This is a genomic window from Nonomuraea sp. NPDC005692, assembly GCF_040631115.1.
In the GTDB taxonomy this organism is placed as follows: Bacteria; Actinomycetota; Actinomycetes; order Streptosporangiales; family Streptosporangiaceae; genus Nonomuraea.
Map to the genome: position 1 here is coordinate 501,983 of NZ_JBEXYU010000002.1, position 25,573 is coordinate 527,555.

Genomic DNA, 25,573 nt, shown 5'->3' on the forward strand with positions numbered 1-25,573 from the left:
GTGATCGATCTGTGCCGCATCATCACCATCTGAGCGGGTTCTGGGCCGCGCCGGCGCTCGTCGTGCTGGTGACGTACGTGGTGCTGGCCGGGCGGACGACGTGGAGCCGGTGGCGTACCGCGAGCTTCGCCGGCGGCTGCGCGCTGGTGACCGTGGCGCTCACCGACCCCGTCGCCTCGCTGGCCGCGACCGACTTCCGCGGCCACATGCTGCAGCACCTGCTGATTGGCATGCTGGCGCCCCTTGCCCTGGCCCTGGGCGCGCCGGTGACGCTGCTGCTGCGCTCGCTGCCGGTCGCGCACGCCGGCCGCCTGACAAGGACGCTCCGCGGGCCCGCCGTGCACCTGCTGGCCAACCCGTGGACGGCCCTGGCGCTCAGCGCCGGCGGCATGGCGGCCCTGTACTGCACGCCCCTGTACGGGCTCGTCCCCGCGCCGCCGGTGCACGCGCACTTCCTGCTGGCCGGTTACCTGTTCGCCTGGGTCGTAGCCGGGCCCGACCCCGCGCCGCGCCGCCCGCCGGTGCCGGTACGGCTGGCCGTGGTGGGCGTGGCGATCGCCGTGCACGCCAGCCTGTCCCGGGTCATGTACGCCGGCTGGCTGGCCCTGCCGGCGCCGTCCGACCAGCTCAGGGGTGCGGCGGAGATCATGTACTACGGCGGGGACGCCGCGGAGCTGCTGCTCGCCCTGGCCCTGGCGGCGTCCTTGCGGGTACGGCGTACCCCCGAGGACGCCGACGTCGAGCTGCTCGACCCCGGGCTCACCGTCCGGGTGCCGGGGGAGCCCGAGCCCGTCCGGCGGGTGCGCGTCCCCGACCGCGGGCCGGCGAGGGCGCGCGGCCCGCTCACCCCCGCCGAGTACGGCGACGAGGACGAACCAGACCCCGCCGACCTGTAAGCGCCCGGTCAGCGGGCGGCGCGGGAGCGGAAGAGGTCGTAGAGGGCGGCGGCCAGCGCCATGACCACGAACCCCAGCACCACCCACAGGCCGTGCCGGAAGGCCGTCGGCCAGCCCTGCGGCAGCGAGCCGAAGAACGCCGAGCCCGCCGCCGCGATGCCGATCGCCGACCCCAGCCGCTGCCCGGTCTGCAGCACCCCGGCGGCGCTGCCGCCGCCCGCGGGCGGCACCTCCGACAACGTGATCGCCTGGTTGGGCGAGATCACCAGGCCGCTGCCGATGCCCGCGACCAGCAGCGGCAGCGCGGTCGCCGCGCCCACGCCGGCCCCCGGCACCAGCAGGGTCGCCACCATGGTCGCCAGCAGGCCCGCGATCACCGTCCCGAGCCCCACCGCGACCAGCTTCCTGCCCGCCCGGCCGACGAGCCTGCCGCCGACCACCGACGACCCGGCCGATCCCAGCGCGAACGGCGTGATCGACAACCCGGCCAGCAGCGCGCTGTAGCCCTCGCCGCTCTGCAGGTACAGGGTGAAGGCGAAGAAGATCCCGGTGAACCCGGCGAAGTAGAACAGGGCGATGGCCGACCCGAGGCTGTAGGAGCGCCTGGCGAACAGCGTCAGGTCCACCAGCGGTTCCCTGCGGTACAGCCGTTCCCAGAGCACGAACCCGGCCAGCACGAGCAGCGCGGCCGGCACCAGCAGCCACTTGGCCTCGCCCTCCCACTGGTGCTGCTGGATGAACGGCAGCAGCAGCGTCGCCACGCCCACGCCGAGCAGCAGCACGCCGACCGGGTCCATGCTCTCCCGCCGCCCGGTGCGCACCGGGCCGGGGGCGGGCTCGGGCAGCCACTTCCAGGCCAGCGGCAGCAGCGCGATCCCGATGGGCAGGTTCACCAGGAACACCCACCGCCAGCCCTGTTCGGCCCCGAACCCGGTGACCAGCGCGCCGCCGATCAGCGGGCCGGCGGCGGTGGACACGCCGATGGTCGCGCCGAGCGCGCCGAAGGCCCGGCCGCGTTCGTGGCCCAGGAACATCTGCTGGATCAGGCCGGACACCTGCGGGTTCAGCATCCCGGCCGCCATGCCCTGCACGAGCCTGGCCGCGATCAGCACCGGCATGCTCCAGGCGAAGCCGCACGCCGCGCTGGCCGCCGTGAACAGCACCACGCCCCACATGAACAGCGTCCTGCGGCTTCTGGCGTCGCCCATCCGCCCGGCCGGGACCAGCAGCAGGCCGAACGTGAGCGCGTAGCCGGACAGCGTCCACTGCAGCCCGTCGTCCGAGGCGTGCAGGCCGGCGCGGATCGAGGGCAGGGCGACGTTGACGATGCTCACGTCCAGGCCCGACATGAACGCCGCGACCAGGCACACGCCCAGCGCCCGCCTGCGCGTGTCGGAACCGGGTGCCTGCATCGCGACCTCTCTGCGGAACAGGGGCAGCGATCATGATTCCCCCCAGGCTGGGAAATATCGTCCTAGGCGGACAATGATTTCTTTGCCGGGCCCCCGCGAAGGAGCAAGTGATCATGGACACGATGGCCGTGGAGCGGAACGGCATCAACGCCGTCCCCGACAGTGAGCGGCACGGAAGACCGTCCGACCTGTTCTGGCCCTGGGCGGGGGCGAACCTGTCCCTGTTCGGGGTGGCGTTCGGCGTGTACGTCGTCGGGCTCGGCCTCGGTGTCGTCCCCGCCGTCGTTACCGGCGCGGTCGGGTACGCGTTGTCGTTCCTGCTGGTCGGCCTGGTCGCCGTCGCGGGCAGCCGGTCCGGCGTGCCGACGATGACGCTGGGCCGGGCGCCCTTCGGGTACCAGGGCAACAAGCTGCCCGCGGTGTTGTCGTACGTCTCGAACGTGGGCTGGGAGATCGTGCTCGTCACGCTCGCCGCGCAGAGCGGCGCCGCCATCCTGCGCCGCGTGGCCCCCGGGATCCCCGAGACGACCGCCGTCGCCGGCTGCTTCGCCGTCTCGGCGCTGGTCGTGATCGCCGTCGGCGTGTACGGCCACGCCATGATCATGGTCGTCCAGCGTTACCTGACGTACGCGTTCGTCGTGCTGACCGTCGTCTACCTGATCCTCATGCTGCCCAAGCTGGGCGGCTCGCTGGAGACGACGGCGGGCCCCGGCGGCTGGGTGGGCGGCGTCATCCTCTCCATGACCCTGCTCGGCCTGGGCTGGGTCAACTGCGGCGCCGACTACTCCCGCTACCTGCCCGCCGGCTCCCGGCCCAGGTCGGTGGCCCTGTGGACGACGCTGGGCGGCGCGCTGCCGCCGATGGTGCTGCTGGTGTTCGGCGTGCTGCTGGCCGGCGGCGACCCGAAGCTGGCCGAGGCCGCGGGCGGCGACCCGGTGGGCGCGCTGGCGGCGGCGCTGCCGACCTGGTTCCTGCTGCCGTACCTGCTGACCGCGATCGGCGGCTTCCTGGCCGGGGCGATCATGGACATCTACTCGTCGGGACTGTCGATGCTGGCGCTCGGCGTGCCGGTCAGGCGGCATCTGGCGGTGCTGATCGACGGGCTCCTCATGGTGCTCGGCGGCTACTACCTGCTGTTCGTCTCCGACAACTTCTTCGGCACCTTCCAGGCGTTCCTGGCGATCATCGGCGTGGTGATGGCCGCCTGGGTGGCGATCTTCCTGGTGGACATGTGGCGGCTGCGCGACGGCGGCCGCGCCTACGACGAGCGCCTGCTGCGCCCCGGCGCGCCCGCCCTCAACCCGGCCGGGCTGGTCTCCCTGGTGGTGGCCTCGGTCGTGGGCGTCGGCCTGATCACGTCCGCGGACGAGCACATCGCGGCGGTCGTCGGGTTCCTGATGAGCGACGAGCTGAGGAACAGCACGTTCGGGGCGGCCAACATCGGCGTGGTCATCGCGCTGCTGCTGGCCGGGGTGTTGTACTTCGTCCTCACCCTGCGCCGCCGCTGACCTTCTCAGGACCGGGAAGCATCCATTACTGTTGGTGAGCAGTTATGGACTTTCCGTGGTTGTCTTCCGTATTGCGGTTGCTCAGGTGGTCCGTCCACGGCGCCTTCTGGGCGTCGCTGGTGATCGCCCTGGCGGCCGTGCTGGGCGAGGGGCGGTCCGCCGAGGCCGCCGGGGGCGTGCTGCTCGGGCTGCTCTACGGCGTGGGTCAGGTGCTCCAGGGCAGCCCGCCGCGGCCGATGCCCGGGCGGGTGTGGCTGGGGCTGGTGACCGGGTGCTGGGCCGTGCTCGCGGTGGCGGCGGCGCCGTTCGTGTGGGCGGCGTTCCCGCTGGTGTTCGCCTACCTGCGGCTGCTGCCGCTGTGGGCGGCGACGTTCGGCGTCACGGTGCTGACGTCGGCGGCGATCATGGCGGCGGGCTGGCACGCGGGCGAGCTGTCGGCGGCGCTCGTGGTGGGGCCCGCGATGGGCACGGCGGTGGTGACCCTGCTGGCGCTGGCCTACCAGGAGCTGTGCGCCGAGAGCGCCCGGCCGCCGGCCGGATGAGGTCAGTTCGGGCCGGGCCGGCGCCAGGTCTCGAACGGTGCGGGGGAGCTCATGCGCTCCTTGAACTCGCGCGCCCTGGCCAGGCAGTCGGGGCAGACGGGCTCGGGCACCGACCGGGCCAGGGCCTCCGGGCTCGGCTCGCGCTGCGTGCCGAGCACCGTCCGGTCCGGAGGCAGGCCGGTCTCCGGGTCGATGGTCATCATGGTGACGTTCGCGGCGGTGTAGGGGAACGTGCGCTTGCACGCGAAGCAAGTGCCGATCGTGGTGATGTGGTCGTCTTCCATGGATCCGCCCTCCCTCACCGCACCGTACCTCGCGATCAGGGATTGCGGCGCAACGCCCACTCCACCGCGGGGCAGCGGTCCATGACGACGTCGAGCCCGGCGTCGAGGGCGCGCTGGGCGGCCGCCTCGTCGATCACGCCGATGGGCAGCCACACCGCGCCCGCGCCGGCCGCGATGGCCTCGTCCACGACCTGGCCGGCGAACTCAGAACGCCGGTAGACCGCCACCACGTCGGGCTTGACCGGCACCTCGGCCAGCGACGTGTAGCCCGGCTCGCCCAGGACCGGCCGGCCCGCCGGATGGACCGGGATGATCTTCTTGCCGCGCGCCTGGATGCGCTGGGCCTGGTCGTAGGCCGTGCGCTGCGGGTCGTCGCCGAGCCCCACGAACACCCACGTCCCGGCCTCGTGCAGCAGGTGCCTGATCACGCGCTGATCCGCGAAACGATCGTCCATGCAGGCGTCAACACGCCGGACGCGCGCGGGCTTCCCGGCTACGCCTGGGCGGTCGGCAGCACGACCACCTGGCGCAGGTTGACGTGCCGGGCCCGGCTGACCGTGTAGCCGATCAGGTCGGCGATCTCGTCGGCGGTCAGCGGGGTGAACGCCTCGAACATCCCGGCGAGCTGCGCGCCCAGCTCGGCGTTGTCGATGTGGTCGCCGAGCTCGGTCGCGGTCAGCCCGGGTTCGAGGTTGGTCACGCGCACGCCCCGCGGGCCGAACTCCGGGCGCAGCGAGGCCGACAGGTGGGTCAGCGCGGCCTTGGTCGCGCCGTAAACCGCGTAGTTGGGGAACGTGACGTGCGCGCCGATCGAGGAGATGTTCACCAGGTCGGCCGTCCGCCCGGCGTCGGCGGCGGCCAGCAGGTCGGCCGCGAAGGCGCCGGTGACGCGGAGCACGCCGGCGACGTTGGTGTCCAGCATGCGCGTCCACTCGTCGAGGCGGCCGTCCTGGACGGGGTTGGGCAGCATCACGCCGGCCGCGTTGACGACCAGGTCGGCCCGGCCCAGCCCGGTATGGACGATCTCCACGGCGGCGGCCACGCTCGCGTCGTCGGTGACGTCCACGGTGACGGGCAGCGCGGTGCCGCCGTCGGCGTCGATCTTGGCGGCCAGCTCGGCCAGCCGGTCGGCGCGGCGGGCGAGCAGGGCCACCTTGGCGCCGTTGGCGGCCAGCAGGCGGGCCGTGGCCTCACCCATGCCGCTGGCGGCTCCGGTCACGACGGCGATGCGGCCCGAGAGGTTCTCGTAGTTCGTCATGGCTCTCACCCTGGCCGAGCCGGACGGACTTACCCAGCGCACGGCTTTTCCTGGTAATGGCGGTACTACCCTGAAGCGGTGGAAGGTGATTTGGGGCAGTTTCTCCGTTCTCGTCGGGCCCGGATCCATCCGGCGGACGCCGGGCTGCCCGCGTCGGGGCGGCGGCGGGTCAGCGGCCTGCGGCGCGAGGAGGTCGCGCTGCTCGCGGGCGTGAGCGTCGACTACTACATCCGCCTGGAGCAGGAACGCGTCCAGAACGTCTCCGACGCCGTGCTCGACGCCGTCGCCCGGGTCCTGCGCATGGACGACACCGAACGCGCCCACCTGCGCGACCTGCTCCGGCCGGCCAGGCACGCGAGCCGGCCCGTCCTGCGTCCCGGGCTGAGCAGGCTGCTCGACCTGGCCGACGGCATGCCCGCCTTCGTCCTCGGGCCCCGGATGGACGTGCTGGCCTGGAACGCGCTGGCCGACCGCGTCAGCGGCTTCACCGGCGTCCCGGACGGCCGGCGCAACCAGCTCCTCCAGGTGTTCCTGGCGCCGCACACGCGCACCCTCTACCCCGACTGGGCCGAGGTGGCCGCCGACACGGTCGCGTACCTGCGGCTGTACGCCGGCCGCCACCCGGAGGACCCGCTGCTGGCCGAGCTGGTCGCCGAGCTGTCGGCCGACCCCGACTTCGTCCGCCTGTGGGCCGAGCACGGGGTCGCCGAGAAGACGTACGGGGTCAAGCGCCTGCGCCACCCCGAGCTGGGCGAGCTGGAGTTCGGGTACGAGACCCTGGCCGTGCCCGGCCAGCCCGACCTGGTGATCGTCATGTACACGGCCGACCCGGCGTCGGAGACCGGCCGCACGGTCGCCCGGTTGCGGGAGGAGATCGGCTCCTCGCGGGAACTCGCCCGGTCCGCCCGTGGTTGACCCGGGCGCGGGCCAGTGGGCATCGTGGGGCGGGTGACCGCCGATGACGTCGCTCTGACCAACCTCGACCAGCCGCTGTTCGACGGGTCCGGCGCCACCAAGCGCGACCTGGTCGACTACCTCGACGCGGTCGCCGACCGCATCGTCCCGGCGCTGCGCGGGCGCGCGCTGTCGGTGCTGCGGGTACGGCCGGGCCAGGAACCCTTCATGCAGAAGAACCTACCCAAATACGCCCCTTCCTGGATCAGGACGGTCACCGTCTGGGCCGAGGCGTCCCGCAGGGAGGTGTCGTACGCGCTGTGCGACGACCGGCGCACCCTGCTCTGGTTCGCCAACCAGCGGGCCGTCGAGTACCACCCGGCGCTGTTCCTGGACGGCCGGCCCACGCACATGATCCTCGACCTCGACCCGCCGGAGGGCGACGACTCCTTCCCGCTCGCCGTACGGGCCGCCCACCTCGTCCGCCAGGCGCTCGGCGACGCCGGGCTGGCGGGCGCGGTCAAGACCAGCGGGGCCAAGGGCGTGCACGTGTTCGTCCCCGTCCCGCCGGGCACCGCCATGGACGACCTGGCCGCGGCCACCCGGGCCCTGGCCGCCCGCGCCGAACGGCTCGACCCGGCGCTGGCCACGACGGCCTTCATCAGGGAGGACCGCGCGGGCAAGGTGTTCATCGACTCCACCAGGGCCGGCGGCGCGACGGTCGTGTCGGCCTACAGCCCGCGGGTGCGGCCGGGCGTGCCGGTCTCGTTCCCCGTCCCCTGGGACGAGCTCGACCGGGTCGTGCCCGCCGACTTCACCATCCACAACGCGGCCGGGCTGCTCGGCGGGCGCGACCCGTGGGCCGAGCTCATGCCGGAGCCGCGCGAGCTGCCCGCCGACCTGGTCGCGGAGGGGCACACGATCCCGGTGGCCCGCGTCCAGGCGATGCACGAGGGCAAGCGTCGCGCCCGTGCCCGGCGAGCCGAGTCACCGTAGTGTCCGGATATTGACGCACTGGCGTAGGCCGGTAGACCTTCTCAGGGGTGCTTCGACCGGCTACCTTGCGAATCACTGCGGCTCGGGGGATTTCTCCGCATCTCACTCCTAGGGGAGCCTGCATGCGCAGAATCATCATCGCGTTAATCGCCGCTCTCGCCTTACCCGTCGCCATGGCGGTCCCGGCGAGCGCGGGCCCGCTCGACGACGTCTTCGCCAAGCTGCTGGTGAAGCAGGTCAAGGGCGAGAACGTGAAGAAGCACCTGGAAGCACTCCAATCCATCGCCAACGCCAACGGCGGCACCCGCGCCGCCGGCACGCCCGGCTACAACGCCTCCCGCGACTACGTGGCGGGCAAGCTGCGCAAGGCCGGTTACAAGGTCACGTTCCAGCCGATCAACTTCGTCGAGAGCTGGACCGAGAACAGCCCGCCCACACTGAACCGGACCGCGCCGGACGCCAAGTCGTACGTGCCGAACGAGGACTTCTACTCCTTCCAGCCGTCACCCGCCGGGGACGTGACCGCGCAGGTCCAGGGCGTGGACCTGATCCTGCCCCCGACCCCGACGCCCACCTCGACCAGCGGCTGCGAGGAGTCGGACTTCGCCGGGTTCGTCCCCGGGCGCATCGCGCTCATCCAGCGCGGCACCTGCGCGTTCGCCCTGAAGATCCGTAACGCGGGCCGGGCGGGCGCGTCCGGGATCATCGTGTTCAACGAGGGCCAGCCGGGCCGGACCGACGCGTTCCCGCTGGACATCGGCGAGTGGCGGGCGAACGTGCCGATGGTCTTCGCCGACTTCGCCGTCGGCAACGAGCTGGCCACCGGCTCGCCGACCGTGCGGCTCAAGGTCGACGCCAACCTCGTCCTGGGCACCAACGACAACGTGATCGCCGAGTCCCGGTTCGGCGACCCGCGCAACGTCGTCATGGTCGGCGGGCACCTCGACAGCGTGACCGTCGGCCCCGGCATCAACGACAACGGCTCGGGCAGCGCGACCATCCTCGAAGTGGCCGAGGAGATGGCGCTCTTCCCGGTCAAGAACAAGGTGCGCTTCGCGTTCTGGGCCGCCGAGGAGATCGGCCTGCTCGGCTCCGACCAGTACGTCGAGAAGCTGTCCCAGGCGCAGCGCGACCGGATCAGGGTCTACCTGAACTTCGACATGGTCGCCTCGCCCAACTACGCGTACAAGCTGTACGACGGCGACGACTCCGACGGCCAGGGCTCGCCGGCCGGTCCGCCCGGATCGGCGCAGATCGAGCGGCAGCTCGCCGACTTCTACGCCTCCCGCCACCTGCCCACCGTGGGCACCGACTTCGACGGACGCTCCGACTACGGGCCGTTCATCGCGGTCGGCATCCCCGCGGGCGGCATCTTCACCGGCGCCGAGGGCATCAAGACGCCGGAGGAGGCCGCGCTGTTCGGCGGCGTCGCCGGACAGCCCTACGACTCCTGCTACCACCAGGCGTGCGACACGATCGCCAACATCAACGCGACCGCGCTCGACGTGGACGCCGACGCGGTGGCCGACTCCACGGCCAGGTTCGCCTTCAACCTGAACGGCATCCCGCCGCGGACCGCCGCCGCCGCGAAGAGCAAGGCCGCCGTCACCTCGCAGTCGGCGAGCTGATCGGACGATCCCGGGCGGGCCCGCCCGCCCGGGATCTCTCACATGGTGGTGTGCGTGGGGGAGCGCAGGGCGGCGACCACGGCGGCGGGGTCGTCGGCGAAGAAGCGGATCGAGGTGACCTCGGCCCGCTTCCCGAGCGGCCGCACCGCGACGACCGGCTCGGTCAGCTCCACCGTCACGTTCGTCCTCGACGCGACCGCGACGCCCAGCCGCCCGCCGTCCACGCTGATCAGCCCCGTCTCGTTGTAGCTCTGGGCGGTCCGGACGGAGGCGATGAGGTCGCGGGGCACGCGGAGGTCGAAGTAGGCGGCGTACCGGACGCGCAGCTCGTCCTCGGTGACCACGTGGGGCCTGGTGACGGAGGCGGCGGCCATGAAGACGACGAACAGCAGGCTGTACAGGTCGCCGACCAGCACCGGCACGCGGATCGCCGCCGGCACGTCGTTCACCACCAGCAGCAGGTCCACGACCGCCGTCTCGACGACCATCGCGAACATGAACAGGCCCAGGGTGAACGCCTGCTCCTTGGCGTACGACACGGCGATCGCCCCCGCCGGGACGCCGTGCCGCCGTCGGGCCGCCCACAGGGCCACGCTGGTCAGCCCCGCCAGCTCGAACCTGAGGACCGCGCGCACCACACCCATGATCACGTCTTCTCCTTCGGCTCGGTCTCCGTCAGTTTGGTGAAGAGCAGCTGGAGCACCTCCGCCTGCGCGGGCGACAACTCCCCGGTCATCGCCTCCATCCAGGACAGGTCGGCCCCCGGGCCGGAGGGCACCATCCCGGCCAGCTCGTCCGGTATGTGGGCGGCCATGTCCTCGGCGAGCGGCCCGATCCGCTCGTCCCCGGCCTGCGCGTCCGCCAGCTCGTCCAGCCGCCGGTACAGCTCGTGCCCGGCGGCGAGGGCGCCCGGCTCGGTCATCGGGCGCATGAGCTCGGCCAGCCCCGCCTGGCCCTCCTCGTCGGACAACATGGTGGCCAGGGTCAGCAGCTCGTGGTCGAACGCCCCGAAGGCCGACCCGCCGCCGCCCAGGTCGCGCAGCACGGCCGCCGCGTCGGGGGACATCATCGACTCCGGGCTCAGGCCGGGCTGCGCCAGCAACGCGGCCAGCCGGGCCCGCCGCGCCGCGATGGCCTCCTGCTGCCTGGCCAGGTCGGCGTCCAGCTCCTGCAACGCCTCCCGGAAGTCCGCGCCCCCGTCGTCGGCCAGCGCGTCCCGCAACTCCTCCAGCGACAGCCCGAGCGCGGCCAGATGCCGCACCCGCGCCAGCCGTACGGCGTCGCGCAGCCGGTACTCCCGGTAGCCGTTGGGAAGACGTTCAGGCTCGGGCAGGATTCCCAGATGGTGGTAATAGCGCACGGTACGGGTCGAAACCCCGACCAGCGCGGCCAACTCGCCGATCCGCATGCCCTCATTGAACAGTTTGACGTCGCGTCAAGGTCAAGCCGGTGGGGTTCCGGCTCTCTGGCTGCTCGGGAGGAGCTTCGGGGGTCTGTGTTGATCTTTGGGAGCCGGACGGGGCCTGAGGAACGTCTGGTCCGGCCCGTTCGTCGTCATTGCGTGACCCTCTCCCCGGAACTTGACGAACGGCTGCGCGAGGCGTCCGCCCGGATGCACCGTGCCGAGCATGTCCGGCGCCTGCGCAAGAACGCCGCGCAGCAGATCGTGGACGTCCGCGACACCCTGCAGGGCCTGGAGTCCGAGCTGGCCGACGAGGAGCGCGACGTCGCCCGGCTGGAGGGCGGGCTGTCCGCCGTCCTGTCCCGCATGCTGGGCAACCGGGAGGAGCGGCTGGCGCGCGAGCGCGCCGAGGTGGTGGTGGCCAGGGAACGCGTGGACGGTCACCGCGCCCGGCTCGCGCAGCTCGAAGCCGATGTCGCGGCGGCCGACGCCGAGCTGGAGGTGCTCGACCCCGCCTCCCGCGAGTACGCGCGGCTGCTGGTCGAGAAGGAGCAGCAGCTCATCCGGAGCGGCGACCCGTGTGCGCGGGAGCTGGCCGACCTCGGCGCCGCGCTCGACCGGCTGAGCGCCGAGCTGCGCGAGTGCGACGAGGCCCACCAGGCGGGGCAGGGCGCGCACGACGCGCTCGCCGTCGTGCTGCGCCTGCTCGGCTCCGCCAGGACGGCCTCCACCTTCGACGTGTTCGGCGGCGGCCTGATCGCCGACGCCTTCGAGCACGACAGGCTGACCAGCGCCGACAAGGCCGCCTGGCACGCCCAGCGGGCCCTGGACGTCTTCTCCCGCGAGTTGGCCGACACCGGGATCGCGGCCCGGCCGGTGATGCCCAAGGTGGACACGCGGTGGTTCGTGGACGCCTTCTTCGACAACATCATCAGCGACGTGCTCAAGCATCAGCGCATCGAGAAGACCAGGGCCGAGGTGCAGAAGCTGGCGCAGTGGGTGCGCGAGACCAGGGCGCACCTGAGGGGGCGGCGGGTCCAGTTGCTGTCCGAGCAGTCGCGGCTGCTGACCAGGCGCGAGGAACTGCTGCGTCCCGCGTAGCCGCTCGCCGGGCGCCACCGATCACTGTCGTCACGGATAGTAGTTGAACGACTGCGCTGCGTGAATGATGGGCGAGGACGCCGGCGCCACGGCGCCGTACCTCAAGGGACAGGAACGCGCTCATGCTCCGTACCACGACCAGTCTGACCGGCCTCGCCACCGCCGCCGCACTCGTCCTGAGCCTGGCGACCCCCGCCTCGGCCGCGACCGGCACCCTCTACATCAACCGGGCACAGTACGACGACCCCAGCGGCTGCTACACCTCCGACAGCGCGAACCCCTTCGTCTACAACCGGACCGACGAGGTGGCCATCGTGTTCCTCCGGCCGGGCTGCCAGGGGCCGGTGACCGGGGTGGTGCAGCCGAACGAGGGCCAGGAGATCGTCGGCACCAGCGTGTCCATCCGGTAGGGAAAATCGTCCGGCCACGACCCCGCGGTGTTGTGCGGGGTCGTGGCCGTCGTCGTTCCGGGGAAGGGGGCGTCTCACAACGAGGCGGCGCCGGAGGCGAGGGCGACGATGCCGACGACGGTCATCAGGAGCGTCGTGCCGGGGTGCATGGTGATCGAGATACGGATGTCCTGCTTCTTCCAGGCGAGCCAGACGCCGGGGTAGAGGAAGACGAGCTTCGACAGGACGGTCCAGGGGGCCCAGAAGTGGTACACGGAGAACAGGAGGGTGTTGAAGATCGGGGCCCACTTGCCGAGCTGCGGCAGGCGGGGCAGCAGGAAGCCGCGGAAGTAGTACTCCTCGATCAGCGGCAGGGTGAAACCGGTGAACGGCCCGCAGACGAGCAGCGTGGTGAGCACGACCGCCTGCGGGTAGCCCTGGAGGTAGGTGGTGCCGGAGGGGCCGGCGCCCTGGTAGTCCACCCAGGTGAAGAACCAGTCGTAGACGAGGTTGTCCAGCGGGGTCAGCGAGAGCGAGACCACGGTCATCCACACCAGGCACGCGCCCCCGAGCCACATGACCTTGCCGCGCGAGAGCGGCTTGTCGCGGTAGCGGACGACGCCCTTCATCGTGAAGTGGCCGGTCTGCTTCTTGCCCAGCCACAGCAGGAACAGCTGGAGCGGGAAGAGCACGATCGCGAGGGCGAGGGCCCAGGCCGCGAAGATCGGCGCCTCCATCGCCCGTACCAGCGGGGCGGCGACGAACGTGTACACGGCGACGATGGCCGCGCCGGGCACCAGGTGCAGTGCGATGGAGAGCGGGACGGAGTGACGGTCCGCGAGGAGCTTCGCGACGAAGCCTGTCGGGTGGGTGCCGGCCGGGGGCCGCGTTGCTGTGTCCATGTCGGCAATCGTGGCCGGGCGACCCGACACGGCCCTGACATCGTTCTGACACGGCTTCGAGCCCCGTGAAAGGCGCACGTCACGAGGGGGCGGCGGGGAATGAGCTCATGGTTCGAGCAGCCACAACGCGGGCCTGGCGTCCTGGGCCCACTGCTCGGAGCCGATGCCGCCGAGTGCGTAGATCTCGCCGCCCGGCGAGGCGGCCAGGTCCGTGATCTCCGGCACCCCCTGGTCGACGGGTGCCCGCTCGCGGGTCCAGCGTCCGTCCGACAGGTGCCACAACATGCCGGAGCCCGTGGCCGCCCACAGTCCGCCCCGTCCGTCGGGCACCATGTCCACGAACGGGTCCGACTGGTCGCCGACCGGGCCCCACCAGCAGCTCCACCGGCCGGCGGCGTTGCGCATCACCACGCTCCTGGAGATCGTGACGTCCTCCTGGTCCACGGGTTCGTGCTCGCCCCAGCTGTACGTGCCCGCGACCCAGAACTCCGCCGGCCCGGTCCGCGCCACACCCGCGATCCGCGTCCAGGGCTTGTCCGGGTGGACGGCCTCGGTGCCCGGAGGCAGGAGCATCCCGTCAGGCAAGGGGACGGCCTGCCAGCCCCGGTCCGTCCATCTCGACAGCTGGATCCGCGCCTGCTCCGCGTCCGGGTCGGAAGAGGCGATCACCCACGGCTCGTCGGTGCTGCCCGACAGCTTGTAGCTGTAGGAGTGCAGGGGCGCGGTCTGCCAGGCCGTACCGCTCCAGCGCATCGAGCGGTCGCCGAGCAGCACCCAGGCCCCCTGCGCCGCCAGCTCCTCGCCGCTGACGGCCTGCACGCCCAGGTCCACCTGCTCGCTTCGCCAGGCGCGGCCGTCCCAGGTGGACAGGACGTAGGTCGCCGCCGCGCTCTCGACGATCACCCAGGCTCTGTCGGCCGACGCGGCTCCCAGCCGGACCAGAAGGTCCTCGCCGAGCGGGAGCGCGGGGAGCTGCTTCCAGGACGAACCGGTCCACTGCGCCGGCCACTGGGTGCGGCCGCTCCCGCGGAGAGCCCAGAGCGCGCCGTCCGGGGTGACCGTCGCCTCGGCGAGCTGTCCCTCCTCCGCCTCCGTCCAGGCCAGTCGCCAGGTCGAGCGGGGCAGCGTGGCGGGGCGCAGCTGGTCGACGTTCCTGCCGGGGGACGGGCAGGTGCCGGTGTTGGTCGTCAGCGGCGGTCCCAGCCGGTCGGTCAGCACGTCCAGCTTGGAGGACGCGGTGGTCGCCGGGGCGGCCGTGGACGCCGGTGGCGCGGGCCTGCCCGTCGCGCATGCCGCGAGCAAGAGGACACCGGCTAATGGGGCCAACCGCCGCACTTTGCTCTCCCTGTCTCGTGTCTGGGTTCGTGACCGCTTCTCCATACGTTGTGGGATTCGTTGTGACCGAAGGTGGTTCACATCGTTCAGGCGGACAGGCTCGCGGGCCAGCGGCCGGTGCTCTTGGCGGTCTCGATCGCGGCGTGGCCCGCCGGGCGCATCCGGCCGGCGGCCGTCAGCGCCTCGGCCTTGGCGACGTTGATGCCGGACCAGGGGCTCCGGCGGGTGCGCGGCGAGTAGCGCTGGAGGTAGTAGTCGCGGTCGAAGGCCCTGCGGTGGCTGTCGATCCAGCCGTGGCACAGCGCTTCGTCCAGGGCCTGGTCGAGGGTGACGGTGGTCGCGGCGCTGTTCTTCTTGGCGATCAGCAGCCAGACGTCGGTGGCGGTCGCGTGGTGCTCGGTGAGCCAGGACTTCCAGGCCGCGGCGTCGTGCAGGATCAGGGCGTCGTCGGTCATCGTGGTCAGCCCTTCCGGCTCGCGAGCACGTTCATGTAGTGGTGGTTGATCATGATGCCGAGGATGTTGCCGAAGGGGTCGCGGACCGAGGCGGTGGTGAAGCCGGGGCCGCGTTCGGTGGGCTCGTCGAACGGGGTGGCGCCCATCTTCAGCAGTCGTTCCCAGGTCGCCTCCAGGTCGTCGACGGCCCAGTAGGCGATCGCCCCGCGGTCCTCGGCGCTCCAGCCGTCGGGGGCGAACCGGGCGTCGATGATGCCGAGTTCGTGCTGGTAGTCGCCGACGCGGAACTCCACGTAGACGGGGTCGCCCTGTTCGGGGCGCTGGAAGTAGGCGGGGATGGCGAGCAGGTCGGCGTACCAGTCGCGGGCGGCTGCGACGTCGTGGGCGTAGAAGCTGATGGTGGTGAGTCCGCGGAGCATGTCCTGGGGCCTTTCGTGCGGTGGCTTGTGAGATCGATACTTCCAGGCAAAGTGCTCATCGAATGAGCACTTTTTCTGGCATCGTCGAAGGCATGAGAGCGGATCGACTGGTGGCCGTCCTGCTGCTGATGCAGTCGCGCGGACGGGTGACGGCGGCGGACATCGCCGCCGAGATGGAGGTCTCGGTCGCCACGGCACGCCGGGACCTGGAGGCCCTGTCGGCGGCGGGCATCCCCGTCTACCCGCAGGCCGGGCGCGGTGGCGGGTGGGCCCTGCTCGGCGGCGCCCGCACCGACCTGTCCGGGCTCAAGGCCTCCGAGGCCAGGGCGCTGTTCCTGCTGCTCGGCCCGGCCGCGGCGATCGCGCCGGAGGCCAAGGCCGCGCTGCGCAAGCTCGTACGCGCCCTGCCCTCGACGTTCCGGCAGGAGGCCGAGGCGGCGGCGGACGCCGTCGTGGTCGATCCGGCCCGCTGGGGCGAGCACCGCCGTACCCGGCCCGCGCTCGTCAACCTGCTGGAGGACGCGGTGGTCCGGCGCCGGAAGGTCCGCCTCACCTACTCCGGACGGGAGCGCGTCGTCGCACCGTACGGCCTCGTCGACAAGGACGACACCTGGTACCTGATCGCCGGCACCCCCGACGGGCAGCGGACCTTCCGCGTCGACCGGGTCACCGACGCCGAGGTCACCGAGGAGCCGGCCGAGCGTCCGCCCGACTTCGACCTCGCGACGGCCTGGGACGAGGTCGTCACCGCGATGGAGGCCAGGCGCGCGACGACCACGGCCACCGCGACCATCGAGGCCCGCTACCTGCGCGTCCTGCGCGACCGCTTCGGCCGGCACTGCGAGGTGATCTCCCACGGGGAGCGGGTGCGCGTCACGCTCACCGCGCCGACCGCGCTGGACATCGCCCGCCAGCTCGCTGGTTGGGGCGACCTCGTCGTCGTGGAGGGCCCGGAGTCCGTCCAGAAGGAGCTGACGAAGCTGGCCACCCAGGTCACAGCACTGTACGGCCCCCTGGACGACGGCGGCCGGAACCCGGTTCCTCCCCTCCCTGCCCAGGGGAAGAGCCCCTCTGCCGGCTCGGGATCGGCGTGCGGCTGGCGACCGGCTGCGGCTGGTCCTACGGTGAGGATCCGGTACGTCGACCTTGGGAGGGGATCCGCGTGGACCCGATCGTTCTGGCCGCCGGCACGGCTCTGGTGACGGCCCTGGCCACCGACGCCTGGCAGTCGGCTCGCGACGGCGCGGTGGCGTTGTGGCGGAAGGTTCGCCCCGAGCAGGCCGAAGTCGTCGAGGCGGAGCTGGTCGAGGTGCGCGAGCAGGTTCTCCAGGCACGCGGGGAAGGCGATGCCGACACCGAGCGGGCGCTGGCCGGCGCCTGGCAGATCCGGTTGCAGCAGCTGCTGCGCGCCGACCCGTCGCTGGCGGGCGAGTTGCGGCGGGTGCTGGACGAGGTGCTGACCCCGGCGGCGGAGCCCGCCGGTTCGGAGCGGATCGGCTCGCTGGTGATGAAGGCGAAGGCCGGCGGTCACGGGCGCGTCTACCAGGCCGGCCGCGACCAGACCATCAACGAGCGGTGACCTCGTCCCCGGCCCGGCCGGAAGAGCCCGCGCAGCCGCACCTTCGGCTGGAGGCCACCGCGTCCGGGCACGGCCACGCGTACCAGGCCGCGCGTGACCAGTTCATCAACGAGACGGTGCTGCCCGAGGCGGTGCTGCGGCCGGTCGCCGAGGTGGCCGCGCCGCCCCGGCTGGTGAACCTGCCCCGGCACACGCGCACCTTCGTCGGGCGCGGCGATGAGCTGGCACGGCTGGAGGCGGCGTTGCGCGGCGGAGGTGAGGTGGTGGTGGCCGCGGTGCACGGGCTGGGCGGGGTCGGCAAGTCCACGCTGGCCGCCCACTACGCGCTCGCGCAGGCCACCCGGCGCCCCGAGGCCGGGCAGGAGCCCCAGGCCGGTGGAGGGCTGAATCCGGTGTGGTGGATCACCGCCGATTCGGGCCCCGCGGTGGAGACGGGCCTGGCGGCCCTGGCAACGGCGTTGCAGCCGGAACTGGCCGCCACGACCTTACGGCTGGAAGCGTTGGCCGAGCGGGCCACAGCGTGGCTGGCCGCCCATGACGGGTGGCTGCTGGTGCTGGACAACGTCGTCGACCCCGCCGATGTGCGGCCGCTGCTGGAGCGGACGCCGGCCGGCCAGGTGCTGGTGACCAGCAGGCTGGGCGAGGGCTGGCACCACCTGGACGCGCACGTGCTGCGCCTGGACGTACTGGGCGAGCGCGAGGCGATCGAGCTGCTGGCCCGGCTCGCCGCCCCTGACATTCCGCGAGAGGTCGTACAGGTCGCCCTTGACGAGGAGAACCTGCCCGAGGGGCTGGACGGGGCGGCCGAGCTGGTGCGCGAGCTCGGGTACCTGCCGCTGGCGATCGAACAGGCGGGCGCGTATCTGCACCAGACCCGGCTGAGTCCGCGCGCCTACCTGAGCCTGCTCCGAGATCAGCCGGCGGTGATGTACGACCGGTCCGCCCGCGGGGCGGACGCCGAGCGCACCATCGCACGCGTCTGGCGGCTCACCCTCGACCAGCTGGCCGACACCCCGCTCGCCGGGGATCTGCTGCGCATCCTGGCCTGGTACGGCGCCGAACCCATCCCCCGCACCCTGCTCGGCGGTCTGGACACCGAACCGTCGCAGGTGCAGCACGCGCTGGGCGAGCTGGCCGCCTACAACATGATCGTCCTCGACGCCGTGGCGGTCACCGTGCACCGGCTGGTCCAGGCCGTTGCTCGCACCGCTGACCATGGTGACGCCCCGCGGCCGGGCGATCCGCATCGTCGGCCGGCCGCCGTCGACGCCGCCCGGGAGCAGGCCACCTACCTGCTCGACGACGCCGTTCCCGAACCGCCGTGGGATCCAGAAGGCTGGCCGCTCTGGCGGGCGCTGCTGCCGCACATCACCGCGTTGGCCGGCCACGCCCCTCCGCACACCGATTCCACCGTCACCGCCCACCTGCTCAACGAGACCGGTCTCTTCCTGAAGGACCAGGGCGGCATCAGGAGCGCGATCGGCTTCTACACCCGGGCAGGTACGACGTATGAGCGGGAGCGGGGTGCCGACCACCCTTCCACCCTGATTTTCCGTAACAACCTGGCCACCGCTTATGAGTCGGTGGGCGATCTGGATCGGGCCGTCCCCCTGTACGAGGCGACGCTGGCCGACTCCGAGCGGGTGCTGGGCGCCGATCACCCCTCCACCCTGATCATCCGTAACAACCTGGCCAGCGCTTATGAGTCGGCGGGGAATCTGGATCGGGCCGTCCCCCTGTACGAGCGCACGCTGGCCGACCGGGAGCGGGTGCTGGGCGTCGATCATCCCTCCACCCTGACCTCCCGTAACAACCTCGCCTACGCCTATGAGTCGGCGGGGGATCTGGATCGGGCCATCGCCCTGTACGAGGCGACGCTGGCCGACCGCGGGCGGGTGCTGGGCGTCGATCACCCCTTCACCCTGGCCTCGCGCAACAACCTGGCCGGCGCCTACCGGTCGGCGGGGGATCTGGGCCGGGCCATCGCCTTGTACGAGGCGACGCTGGCCGACTCCGAGCGGGTGCTGGGCGTCGATCACCCCTCCACCCTGACCTCCCGCAACAACCTGGCCTACGCCTACAAGTCGGCGGGGGATCTCGGCCGGGCCGTCCCCTTGTACGAGGCGACGCTGGCCGATCGGGAGCGGGTGCTGGGCACGGACCATCCACAGACGTTGTCCTCCCGCAACAACCTGGCCACCGCTCATGAGTCGGCGGGGGATCTGGGCCGGGCCATCGCCTTGTACGAGGCGACGCTGGCCGACTCCGAGCGGGTGCTGGGCGTCGATCACCCCTCCACCCTGACCTCCCGCAACAATCTCGCCTACGCCTATGAGTCGGCAGGGGATCTGGATCGGGCCATCCCCCTGTACGAGCGCACGCTGGCCGACCGCGGGCGGGTGCTGGGCGCCGACCACCCCGACACCCTGACCTCCCGCAACAATCTGGCCGGTGCCTATGAGTCGGCGGGGGATCCGGACCGGGCCATCCTGCTGTACGAGGCGACGCTGGCCGACCGGGAGCGGGTGCTGAGCGCGGACCACCCCGACACCCTGACCTCCCGCAACAACCTCGCCTACGCCTACAGGTCGGCGGGAGATCCGGACCGGGCCATCGTGCTGTACGAGAGGACGCTGGCCGACTGTGAGCGGGTGCTGGGCCCCGACCACCCTACGACGCGGGTGGTGCGGGCCAACCTGGACGCGATCCGGTGACCGCCCCCGCCGATCGTCACCGGAGACAGGTTCTGCTCGGCCCGGAAGCGGTGAGGGCGTTGCCGGCTACTTCTGGGACGTGTCGCGGCGGTAGGTGTAGAGGATGAGTCCTTCGTGGAATCTGCCCAGCTTGTCGTACAGTGCGCGGGCCTGGGCGTCTTCCAGGGTGTTCCAGTAGAGGCTCGGGTAGCCGTGGTCCTTGGCGTCGCGGGCCACCCACTCGATCATCGCCGTCGCGATGCCCCGCCGCCGGTACTCGGCGTCCACGAACAGGTCCGCCATGTAGCACCTCCCGGCGTACCAGACGCTGGCGTGGAACAGGTAGTGCGCGATGCCCACCATCTCGCCGTCCAGGCGGGCGGTGATCCCGCGGGTCTGCTCGTCGTCGATCAGGCGCCGCCAGGTCCGTTCGTAGGCGTCGTCGTCGCGTTCGGTGCCGAAGTAGGCGTCCTGACCGCGGGCCAGCACTTCCCAGCGGGCGCGGTCGGGTTCGGTCAGTAAGTTGATCTCCAGCATGGCGCCATCCTGCCGTAGGCCGACGGTCAGCGGTCGCGGACGAGGGCGAGCATCTCGTCCACCGAGCCGGCCGGATCGGTGATCGGGAACTGCACGGCCCGGACGACCGCGCCGGGGTCGACCAGCAGGGTGAGCCGCTTGAAGCGGTCGACGCCGGCCGTGCGGAAGGTCGGCAGCAGCAGCCCGGCGGCGAGTCTGTCGTTCTGGTCGGACAACAGGGGAAAGGGCAGTTTCGCGTGCGTGACGAACGCGGCCAGCTGGTCGGGGCGCTGGGTGCTCACGCCTCGGATCGTGGCGCCCGCCGCCTCGAAGTCGGCGAACCGTGACGCGTAGGTGAGAGCCTCCAGGGTGCAACCTCTCGTCCCCGGGATGTCGCCCCAGCCGGGCGGGTAGTCCTGGGCGCCCGGGGCGAACGCGCCGGGGAAGAAGTAGAGCACCGTCCAGACGCCCGGCGCGTTGGGCGCGACCAGCTCGCCGTCATGTCGTTCCAGCACGACGTCGGGGAGCTTCCGGCCGACCAGCTCGTGCACGCGGCGGCTCTCGGCGGAGCCGTTCTCGCTGGTCGCGGTCAGGGCGCCGTCGCCCATCACGTGCCTTACGCCCCAGTCCTGGAGGGCGATGAGCGCCGGCAGCAGACCTTCGCCCTTCGCCGTCAGCACGTAGTCGTGGCGCGGGGGGCGGGTGGAGTAGGGCCGCCGTTCGAGCACGCCGTGTTCGACCAGGTTGGCCAGGCGTTCGGCCAGGGCCCGGCGGCTGACGCCGAGCTCGCGCTGCAGGCCGTCGAAGCGGGTGGTGCCGCCCGCGATGTCGCGCACCACCAGGAACGTCCACCAGTCGCCGATCACGCCGAGCGCTTGCGCGATGCCGCAGTCGGAGTCGGGGAGATCGGCGCGCTTCACGTACTCCAGTATAGTGCGTTCCAGATTGGAACTTACTAGGTGAGGAGCGCGGGGATGGGGTTCGACAGCGGAGGTGGGGCGGCGGTCTTCTGGCGGTGGTGGACGGCCGGCACGACCAGCGCGGTCGGCTCGGCGGTCGGCGCGGTGGCGTTACCGCTGACGGCCCTGACGGTGCTCGACGCCTCCGCGTTCGAGATGGGCCTGATCGCCGCCGCCGGTTACGTCGCCTGGATCGTGATCGGCCTGCCCGCCGGGGTGATCGTGCAGCGGCTCCCGATGCGAAGGGTGCAGGTCGTCGCCGACCTGGCGCGCGCGGCGGCGGTCGTCTCCATCCCGCTGGCCTGGTGGCTGGACGAGCTGACCATCGCCCAGCTGGTGATCGTGGCCCTCGTGATCAGCTTCGCGAACGTGCTCTTCGACGTCGCCAACTCGACCTTCCTGCCGTCGATCGTGAGCAAGGAGCAGCTGCAGTCCCGCAACAGCCTGACCTCCGGCACCCACGCCACCACCCAGCTCGGCGGGCCGTCGGTCGGCGGTCTCGTCGTCCAGGTGCTCGGGGCGGTGCCCACTCTCCTCGTGGACGCGGTCAGCTACCTCGTCTCGGCCCTGCTGCTGCGGACCCTGCCCGAACGCCGCCCCGAGACCCCCGACCGCTGGCCGCCGATGCGCGACATGATCCGCGAAGGCTGGCGGTTCGTCGCGCGTCACCCGGTCATGGGTCCGTGCATGTGGGCCGCCACCGCGGTGAACACGGTCTGCGGGGCGCAGCACGCGCTATACGCGCTCTACCTGGTACGCGAGCTGCACGCCGAGCCTGGCCTCGTCGGCCTGCTGCTGGCGGTGGAGGGCGTCGGCACGCTGATCGGCGCGGCGTCGACGAGCCGGCTCACGGCCAGGTTCGGCACCGCCCGTACGCTGGTCGGCGCGGGCTTCGTCGCGGTGGCCGGGGCGCTCGTCATCCCTCTCGGCCACGGCTGGCAGGGCTTCGCCGCGTTCGCCGTCGGCAACGTGGTGTTCGCCGCCGGCGTCGTGGTGCTCAGCGTGGTGACCCGAACGTACCGGCAGCTCGCCAGCCCGCCCGAGCTGCTGTCCCGGGTGATGGCCACGGTCCGCTTCGTCTCCTGGGGCGCGATCCCGGTCGGCGGGTTGCTGGCCGGGGTGATCGCCGGGCTGCTCGGCGCCCGGGCGACCCTGTTGATCTTCGTCGTCGCGGCCGTCTGCGTGCCGCTGGTCCTGCTGGCCTCACCGATCCGGCGCCTGCGCGACCTCACCGACCATCAGGGGAGCGAGGAGACCCCCGGCTCGCATGGTGTCCCGATCGCATGATGATTCGCGGAAGTGGCGGTGACGTCATGGCGATCTTGCGGCGACAGGATCACAGCCATGAAGCGCATCCCCCTCTTCCTCTCCACCGTCGCGCTGCTGACGCTGGTCGCCACGCCGGCCCAGGCCGCCGCACTGCGCCCGATCGTCGTGCAGCCGTACGGCGACCTCACCGAGGGCGTCACCGTCGCGCCGGACGGCACGATCTACGTCGGCCTGCTGACCAAGGGCGAGATCAGGAAGGTCGACAGCACCGGCACCGACAGCCTGCTGGCCGCCCTGCCCATCGGCGAAGGCAAGCTGAACGGCCTGGCCACCGACCGCCGCGGCAACGTCTACGCCGCGCTCAACTCCGGTGAGGCCGCCACCAACGGCATCTGGCGGATCACCTCCTACGGCGAGGCCAAGCTCTACGCCGCGCTGCCGATCGGCTTCGCCAACGGCCTCGCCTTCGGCCCCGACCACGCGCTCTACGTCACCGACACCACGAACAGCGTCGTCTACCGCGTGGCCGACGGCAAGGCGGCGGTCTGGGCCAAGTCGTCCCTGCTGGTCGGCTCGGACGGCACCGGCGCGAACGGCATCGCCTGGCGTTCGGGCGCGTTCTACGTGGCCGTGTCGGACGAAGGGCAGATCGTCCGCATCCCGTACGGCAAGGGCGGCAAGGCGGGCGTGCCGACCGTGTACGTCAAGGACGCCAAGCTGGCCGGCGCCGACGGCGTGGCCTTCGACGTGCGCGGACAGCTCTACGTGCCGAGCTACACGGGCAACACCCTCAGCATCGTCCGCACCGGCGGCGGCGTGGAGGTGCTGACCGACAAGCTGGACAGCCCGGCCAGCCTGGCCTTCGACGGCAAGGCGCTCTACTTCGTCAACATCGGCGGCAACGGCGCGCCCAGCCTGATGAAGACCAAGGTCAAGCTCCCGGGCCAGCCGCTGCTGCGCGGCTGACCCCGCTCTCGCCGCCCGCGGCCGGCGGGCCGATCAGGCCGAGGAACGCCGCGGCCGCCGCGGACGGGTGGGCGCCCCAGATCAGGTGCTCCACCCGGGCCGGGGCGTCGCGGAGGCGGACGAGGCCGAGGTTCGGGAAGCGGGGGGCGTACGCGGCGGGCAGCAGGCCCACGCCGAGGCCGTGCCGGACCAGGTCGACCATGAACTCGGCGGAGGTGACCTCGAAGGCGACCTCGCGGTGGACGCCGGCCGCCGCGAACGCCACGTCCGACTGGATGCGCCCGGCGTGACCGGCGCGGAAGTCGATGAACGGCTCGTCGGCGAGGCCGCGCAGGTCGCTCTCGCCACCCGCGAGAGGGTGGTCCGGCGCGACGACGGCGACCAGCTCGCCCCTGGCCAGCGGGCGGCTCTGGACGGCCTTCGGCTCCGCGCGGGTCGGCAGGCCGAGGAAGGCGACGTCCGTCTCGCCCCGCCGGACGCGTTCGATCAGGTCTTCGCTGCCGGCGGAGACCAGCGTGATGCGCACCCGCGGGTGCCGGCGGCGGAACTCCTTCAGCACGACCGGCAGGTCCACGGCGGAGACCGTGGGGATCGAGCCCACGGCGAGCCGACCGCGGATCTCCCCGCTGGCCGCGGCGACCTCGGTCCGCGCCCGGTCGGCGGCCTCCAGGCAGTCGCGGGCCGCGGGCAGGAACGCCTCCCCGGCCGTGGTCAGCCGTACGCGGCGGCTGGTGCGCTCGAACAGCCGGGCGCCCAGCTCCCGTTCCAGGGCGGCGATCTGGTGGCTGAGCGCCGACTGCACGACCCGGCAGCGCTCGGCGGCCCGGGTGAAGTTGCTGGTCTCGGCGACGGCGAGGACGTACCGCAGCTGTTGAAGCTCCATGGATCCATCGTGCCGCACGATCGATCGCGATGAAAACTATGTGTTGGACTCATCGATGGAGTCTCGGCAGGCTTGGCCCATGACGCAAACTCTTTCTCCGCAGGCGACACGCTCCGCCTTCCGGGCGTGGGCCGGGGTCGCCGCGATCACGGCCAGCCTTTTCGTCTTCCTCACGACCGAGTTGATGCCGGTGGGGCTGCTGACCCCGCTCAGCGAGGACCTGGGCATCTCCGTGGGCGCGGCCGGATTGATGGTGACGTTGCAGGGCGTGTCGGCCGGGCTGGGCGTGCCGTTCATCGTGGCGTGGTCGAGGCGGGTCAACCGGCGGGTGCTGTTGTCGGTCCTCCTGGCGGTGCTGGCCGTGGGCAACCTGGTGACCGGCATCGCGCCGAGCTACACGGTGATCCTGACGACGCGGCTCCTGCTGGGCTTCGCCAGCGGCGTGTTCTGGGCCATCGGCGTGAGCATGGCGATGCGGCTGGTCGAGGAGCGGCACGCCAACCGGGCCGCGGCCATCGTGATGTCCGGCATCTCGATCGCCACCGTGGTCGGCATCCCGCTCGGCACCTTCCTGGAGAGCCTCACCGACTGGCGCACCACGTTCCTCATCTGGAGCGGGCTGAGCGCGCTGGTGTTCCTGGCGGTCGCCGGCACGATCCCGTCGCTGCCGTCGGCGAACGCCGTCTCGGTCCGCGAGGTGTTCGGGCTCCCGCTGCGGAACGTGCCGCTGCGCCTGGTGCTGTTCACGGTGGTGCTGTTCGTGCTCGGCCACTTCGGGGCCTACACCTTCGTCCGGCCCTTCATGGAGGCCAACGCGGGCGCCTCGCCGCTGCTGGTGACTGGGGTGCTGATGGTGTTCGGGGTCGCCGGCGCGATCGGCAACTTCGTCGCCGGGCACACCGTGAGCCGGAGCCTGCGGGGCAGCTTCGTCGTCGGCGCCGCTGGGCTCGTGACCGCCATGCTGCTGCTGCTCGCGATCGGCGACAGCGCCACGGGGGCGATCGTGGCGCTGGTCGTCTGGGGGCTGTCGTTCGGGGTGGTGCAGCTCGCCCAGGTCAACATGACGCTCGCCGCCGCGCCGGAGACCTTCGAGGCGGCCATGTCGCTCAACACGATGGCGTACAACACCTCGATCGCGTTCGGCGCGCTCTTCGGCGGGCTGTTCGCCGACAACGTCGGGGTGACCAGCGTCGTGTGGTTCGGCGTGGCGCTGACCGCGGGCTCGCTGCTGCTCAACCTCGCCGCCGGCCGGCGGACCTCGCGGTCCGTCCAGCCGGTCGCGTGAAG

At 72.0% G+C, this 25,573-nt stretch carries 27 protein-coding genes; 14 read left to right on the forward strand and 13 right to left on the reverse strand.

Annotation, left to right across the window (positions count from 1 at the left end):
* Positions 1-11: 11 nt before the first annotated feature.
* The gene (locus ABZ459_RS07330) at positions 12-896 is read left to right on the forward strand and encodes a cytochrome c oxidase assembly protein (protein WP_357967043.1); all 885 of its coding nucleotides are present in this window, start codon (positions 12-14) and stop codon (positions 894-896) included.
* 8 nt (positions 897-904) lie between these two features.
* Here ABZ459_RS07330 and ABZ459_RS07335 read toward each other — a convergent pair whose 3' ends face one another.
* The gene (locus tag ABZ459_RS07335; protein WP_357967045.1) at positions 905-2,308 is read right to left on the reverse strand and encodes an MFS transporter; all 1,404 of its coding nucleotides are present in this window, start codon (positions 2,306-2,308) and stop codon (positions 905-907) included.
* Positions 2,309-2,421: 113 nt separating this feature from the next.
* Here ABZ459_RS07335 and ABZ459_RS07340 point away from each other — a divergent pair, with 113 nt between their 5' ends.
* Together ABZ459_RS07340 and ABZ459_RS07345 are read left to right on the forward strand one after the other, a co-directional pair.
* A complete protein-coding gene (locus tag ABZ459_RS07340; RefSeq protein WP_357967048.1) occupies positions 2,422-3,816 on the forward strand; it encodes a cytosine permease in 1,395 nt (464 codons plus the stop codon).
* Positions 3,817-3,893: 77 nt separating this feature from the next.
* Positions 3,894-4,358 carry a hypothetical protein gene (locus ABZ459_RS07345; RefSeq protein WP_357967051.1) on the forward strand — a complete coding sequence of 155 codons (465 nt, stop codon included), beginning with the start codon at positions 3,894-3,896 and terminating at the stop codon, positions 4,356-4,358.
* Between the two features lie 2 nt (positions 4,359-4,360).
* On the opposite strand, the gene ABZ459_RS07350 is transcribed toward ABZ459_RS07345, so the two are convergent.
* The 3 genes from ABZ459_RS07350 to ABZ459_RS07360 form a co-directional block, all read right to left on the reverse strand.
* Positions 4,361-4,642, reverse strand: coding sequence for a hypothetical protein (locus ABZ459_RS07350; protein ID WP_357967054.1), 282 nt, complete (start codon positions 4,640-4,642; stop codon positions 4,361-4,363).
* Between the two features lie 35 nt (positions 4,643-4,677).
* Positions 4,678-5,070 carry a CoA-binding protein gene (locus tag ABZ459_RS07355; protein ID WP_357967056.1) on the reverse strand — a complete coding sequence of 131 codons (393 nt, stop codon included), beginning with the start codon at positions 5,068-5,070 and terminating at the stop codon, positions 4,678-4,680.
* A 65-nt stretch (positions 5,071-5,135) separates the two neighbouring features.
* Positions 5,136-5,900, reverse strand: coding sequence for an SDR family oxidoreductase (locus ABZ459_RS07360; protein WP_357967058.1), 765 nt, complete (start codon positions 5,898-5,900; stop codon positions 5,136-5,138).
* A gap of 78 nt (positions 5,901-5,978) precedes the next feature.
* Here ABZ459_RS07360 and ABZ459_RS07365 point away from each other — a divergent pair, with 78 nt between their 5' ends.
* From ABZ459_RS07365 to ABZ459_RS07375, 3 genes are all read left to right on the forward strand, one after another.
* The gene (locus ABZ459_RS07365) at positions 5,979-6,815 is read left to right on the forward strand and encodes a helix-turn-helix transcriptional regulator (protein ID WP_357967060.1); all 837 of its coding nucleotides are present in this window, start codon (positions 5,979-5,981) and stop codon (positions 6,813-6,815) included.
* Positions 6,816-6,848: 33 nt separating this feature from the next.
* Positions 6,849-7,790 carry an ATP-dependent DNA ligase gene (locus ABZ459_RS07370; RefSeq protein WP_357967063.1) on the forward strand — a complete coding sequence of 314 codons (942 nt, stop codon included), beginning with the start codon at positions 6,849-6,851 and terminating at the stop codon, positions 7,788-7,790.
* Positions 7,791-7,912: 122 nt separating this feature from the next.
* Positions 7,913-9,418, forward strand: a complete 1,506-nt coding sequence (locus ABZ459_RS07375; protein ID WP_357967064.1) for a M28 family metallopeptidase — start codon at positions 7,913-7,915, stop codon at positions 9,416-9,418.
* Between the two features lie 38 nt (positions 9,419-9,456).
* Here the strand turns inward: ABZ459_RS07375 and ABZ459_RS07380 are convergent, their stop codons facing one another.
* Entirely contained in the window at positions 9,457-10,068 is a 612-nt protein-coding gene (locus ABZ459_RS07380; RefSeq protein WP_357967067.1) for a hypothetical protein, read from the reverse strand.
* Complete coding sequence (locus ABZ459_RS07385; RefSeq protein ID WP_357967070.1) at positions 10,065-10,826, reverse strand: MerR family transcriptional regulator; 762 nt, start codon at positions 10,824-10,826, stop codon at positions 10,065-10,067. Before ABZ459_RS07385 ends, ABZ459_RS07380 begins: the two co-directional genes overlap by 4 nt.
* A gap of 153 nt (positions 10,827-10,979) precedes the next feature.
* On the opposite strand from ABZ459_RS07385, the gene ABZ459_RS07390 reads away from it, so the two are divergent.
* Both ABZ459_RS07390 and ABZ459_RS07395 read left to right on the forward strand, forming a co-directional pair.
* A complete protein-coding gene (locus ABZ459_RS07390; RefSeq protein WP_357967072.1) occupies positions 10,980-11,921 on the forward strand; it encodes a hypothetical protein in 942 nt (313 codons plus the stop codon).
* 122 nt (positions 11,922-12,043) lie between these two features.
* Positions 12,044-12,331, forward strand: a complete 288-nt coding sequence (locus ABZ459_RS07395) for a hypothetical protein (RefSeq protein WP_357967073.1) — start codon at positions 12,044-12,046, stop codon at positions 12,329-12,331.
* A 74-nt stretch (positions 12,332-12,405) separates the two neighbouring features.
* On the opposite strand, the gene ABZ459_RS07400 is transcribed toward ABZ459_RS07395, so the two are convergent.
* From ABZ459_RS07400 to ABZ459_RS07415, 4 genes are all read right to left on the reverse strand, one after another.
* On the reverse strand, positions 12,406-13,212 hold the full coding sequence (locus tag ABZ459_RS07400; protein ID WP_357967075.1) for a CPBP family intramembrane glutamic endopeptidase: 807 nt from the start codon (positions 13,210-13,212) through the stop codon (positions 12,406-12,408).
* Positions 13,213-13,317: 105 nt separating this feature from the next.
* Positions 13,318-14,514, reverse strand: a complete 1,197-nt coding sequence (locus ABZ459_RS07405; RefSeq protein ID WP_357967077.1) for a hypothetical protein — start codon at positions 14,512-14,514, stop codon at positions 13,318-13,320.
* Positions 14,515-14,633: 119 nt separating this feature from the next.
* Complete coding sequence (locus ABZ459_RS07410) at positions 14,634-15,002, reverse strand: hypothetical protein (protein WP_357967079.1); 369 nt, start codon at positions 15,000-15,002, stop codon at positions 14,634-14,636.
* A 5-nt stretch (positions 15,003-15,007) separates the two neighbouring features.
* Complete coding sequence (locus ABZ459_RS07415) at positions 15,008-15,421, reverse strand: VOC family protein (protein ID WP_357967082.1); 414 nt, start codon at positions 15,419-15,421, stop codon at positions 15,008-15,010.
* A 92-nt stretch (positions 15,422-15,513) separates the two neighbouring features.
* Here ABZ459_RS07415 and ABZ459_RS07420 point away from each other — a divergent pair, with 92 nt between their 5' ends.
* The 3 genes from ABZ459_RS07420 to ABZ459_RS07430 are packed head-to-tail and all read left to right on the forward strand — an operon-like array spanning position 15,514 to position 19,714.
* Complete coding sequence (locus ABZ459_RS07420) at positions 15,514-16,623, forward strand: WYL domain-containing protein (protein ID WP_357967085.1); 1,110 nt, start codon at positions 15,514-15,516, stop codon at positions 16,621-16,623.
* Positions 16,584-17,000: a hypothetical protein gene (locus ABZ459_RS07425; protein ID WP_357967088.1), complete on the forward strand. Its 417-nt coding sequence runs from the start codon at positions 16,584-16,586 to the stop codon at positions 16,998-17,000. The genes ABZ459_RS07420 and ABZ459_RS07425 overlap by 40 nt, the downstream gene beginning before the upstream one ends.
* On the forward strand, positions 16,997-19,714 hold the full coding sequence (locus tag ABZ459_RS07430; protein ID WP_357967091.1) for a tetratricopeptide repeat protein: 2,718 nt from the start codon (positions 16,997-16,999) through the stop codon (positions 19,712-19,714). Before ABZ459_RS07425 ends, ABZ459_RS07430 begins: the two co-directional genes overlap by 4 nt.
* A gap of 66 nt (positions 19,715-19,780) precedes the next feature.
* Here ABZ459_RS07430 and ABZ459_RS07435 read toward each other — a convergent pair whose 3' ends face one another.
* Positions 19,781-20,230: a GNAT family N-acetyltransferase gene (locus ABZ459_RS07435; RefSeq protein WP_357967093.1), complete on the reverse strand. Its 450-nt coding sequence runs from the start codon at positions 20,228-20,230 to the stop codon at positions 19,781-19,783.
* Between the two features lie 26 nt (positions 20,231-20,256).
* Entirely contained in the window at positions 20,257-21,129 is an 873-nt protein-coding gene (locus ABZ459_RS07440; protein ID WP_357967096.1) for a winged helix-turn-helix transcriptional regulator, read from the reverse strand.
* Positions 21,130-21,183: 54 nt separating this feature from the next.
* Between ABZ459_RS07440 and ABZ459_RS07445 the strand changes: the two genes are divergently transcribed.
* Positions 21,184-22,455, forward strand: a complete 1,272-nt coding sequence (locus tag ABZ459_RS07445; RefSeq protein ID WP_357967098.1) for an MFS transporter — start codon at positions 21,184-21,186, stop codon at positions 22,453-22,455.
* Between the two features lie 57 nt (positions 22,456-22,512).
* Complete coding sequence (locus ABZ459_RS07450; RefSeq protein WP_357967101.1) at positions 22,513-23,403, forward strand: hypothetical protein; 891 nt, start codon at positions 22,513-22,515, stop codon at positions 23,401-23,403.
* Here ABZ459_RS07450 and ABZ459_RS07455 read toward each other — a convergent pair.
* Entirely contained in the window at positions 23,369-24,286 is a 918-nt protein-coding gene (locus tag ABZ459_RS07455) for a LysR substrate-binding domain-containing protein (RefSeq protein WP_357967103.1), read from the reverse strand. The genes ABZ459_RS07450 and ABZ459_RS07455 overlap by 35 nt on opposite strands.
* A gap of 79 nt (positions 24,287-24,365) precedes the next feature.
* Here ABZ459_RS07455 and ABZ459_RS07460 point away from each other — a divergent pair, with 79 nt between their 5' ends.
* Positions 24,366-25,571: an MFS transporter gene (locus tag ABZ459_RS07460; RefSeq protein WP_357967106.1), complete on the forward strand. Its 1,206-nt coding sequence runs from the start codon at positions 24,366-24,368 to the stop codon at positions 25,569-25,571.
* The last annotated feature ends 2 nt before the right edge of the window (positions 25,572-25,573 follow it).

Coding starts and splice junctions, on each gene's coding strand:
- ABZ459_RS07455 (WP_357967103.1), bottom strand. CDS start 24,286: ATGGAGCTTCAACAGCTGCGGTACGTCCTCGCCGTCGCCGAGACCAGC.
- ABZ459_RS07410 (WP_357967079.1), bottom strand. CDS start 15,002: ATGACCGACGACGCCCTGATCCTGCACGACGCCGCGGCCTGGAAGTCC.
- ABZ459_RS07385 (WP_357967070.1), bottom strand. CDS start 10,826: ATGCGGATCGGCGAGTTGGCCGCGCTGGTCGGGGTTTCGACCCGTACC.
- ABZ459_RS07460 (WP_357967106.1), top strand. CDS start 24,366: ATGACGCAAACTCTTTCTCCGCAGGCGACACGCTCCGCCTTCCGGGCG.
- ABZ459_RS07375 (WP_357967064.1), top strand. CDS start 7,913: ATGCGCAGAATCATCATCGCGTTAATCGCCGCTCTCGCCTTACCCGTC.
- ABZ459_RS07450 (WP_357967101.1), top strand. CDS start 22,513: ATGAAGCGCATCCCCCTCTTCCTCTCCACCGTCGCGCTGCTGACGCTG.
- ABZ459_RS07420 (WP_357967085.1), top strand. CDS start 15,514: ATGAGAGCGGATCGACTGGTGGCCGTCCTGCTGCTGATGCAGTCGCGC.
- ABZ459_RS07350 (WP_357967054.1), bottom strand. CDS start 4,642: ATGGAAGACGACCACATCACCACGATCGGCACTTGCTTCGCGTGCAAG.
- ABZ459_RS07445 (WP_357967098.1), top strand. CDS start 21,184: ATGGGGTTCGACAGCGGAGGTGGGGCGGCGGTCTTCTGGCGGTGGTGG.
- ABZ459_RS07335 (WP_357967045.1), bottom strand. CDS start 2,308: ATGCAGGCACCCGGTTCCGACACGCGCAGGCGGGCGCTGGGCGTGTGC.
- ABZ459_RS07400 (WP_357967075.1), bottom strand. CDS start 13,212: ATGGACACAGCAACGCGGCCCCCGGCCGGCACCCACCCGACAGGCTTC.
- ABZ459_RS07435 (WP_357967093.1), bottom strand. CDS start 20,230: ATGCTGGAGATCAACTTACTGACCGAACCCGACCGCGCCCGCTGGGAA.
- ABZ459_RS07395 (WP_357967073.1), top strand. CDS start 12,044: ATGCTCCGTACCACGACCAGTCTGACCGGCCTCGCCACCGCCGCCGCA.
- ABZ459_RS07360 (WP_357967058.1), bottom strand. CDS start 5,900: ATGACGAACTACGAGAACCTCTCGGGCCGCATCGCCGTCGTGACCGGA.
- ABZ459_RS07415 (WP_357967082.1), bottom strand. CDS start 15,421: ATGCTCCGCGGACTCACCACCATCAGCTTCTACGCCCACGACGTCGCA.
- ABZ459_RS07340 (WP_357967048.1), top strand. CDS start 2,422: ATGGACACGATGGCCGTGGAGCGGAACGGCATCAACGCCGTCCCCGAC.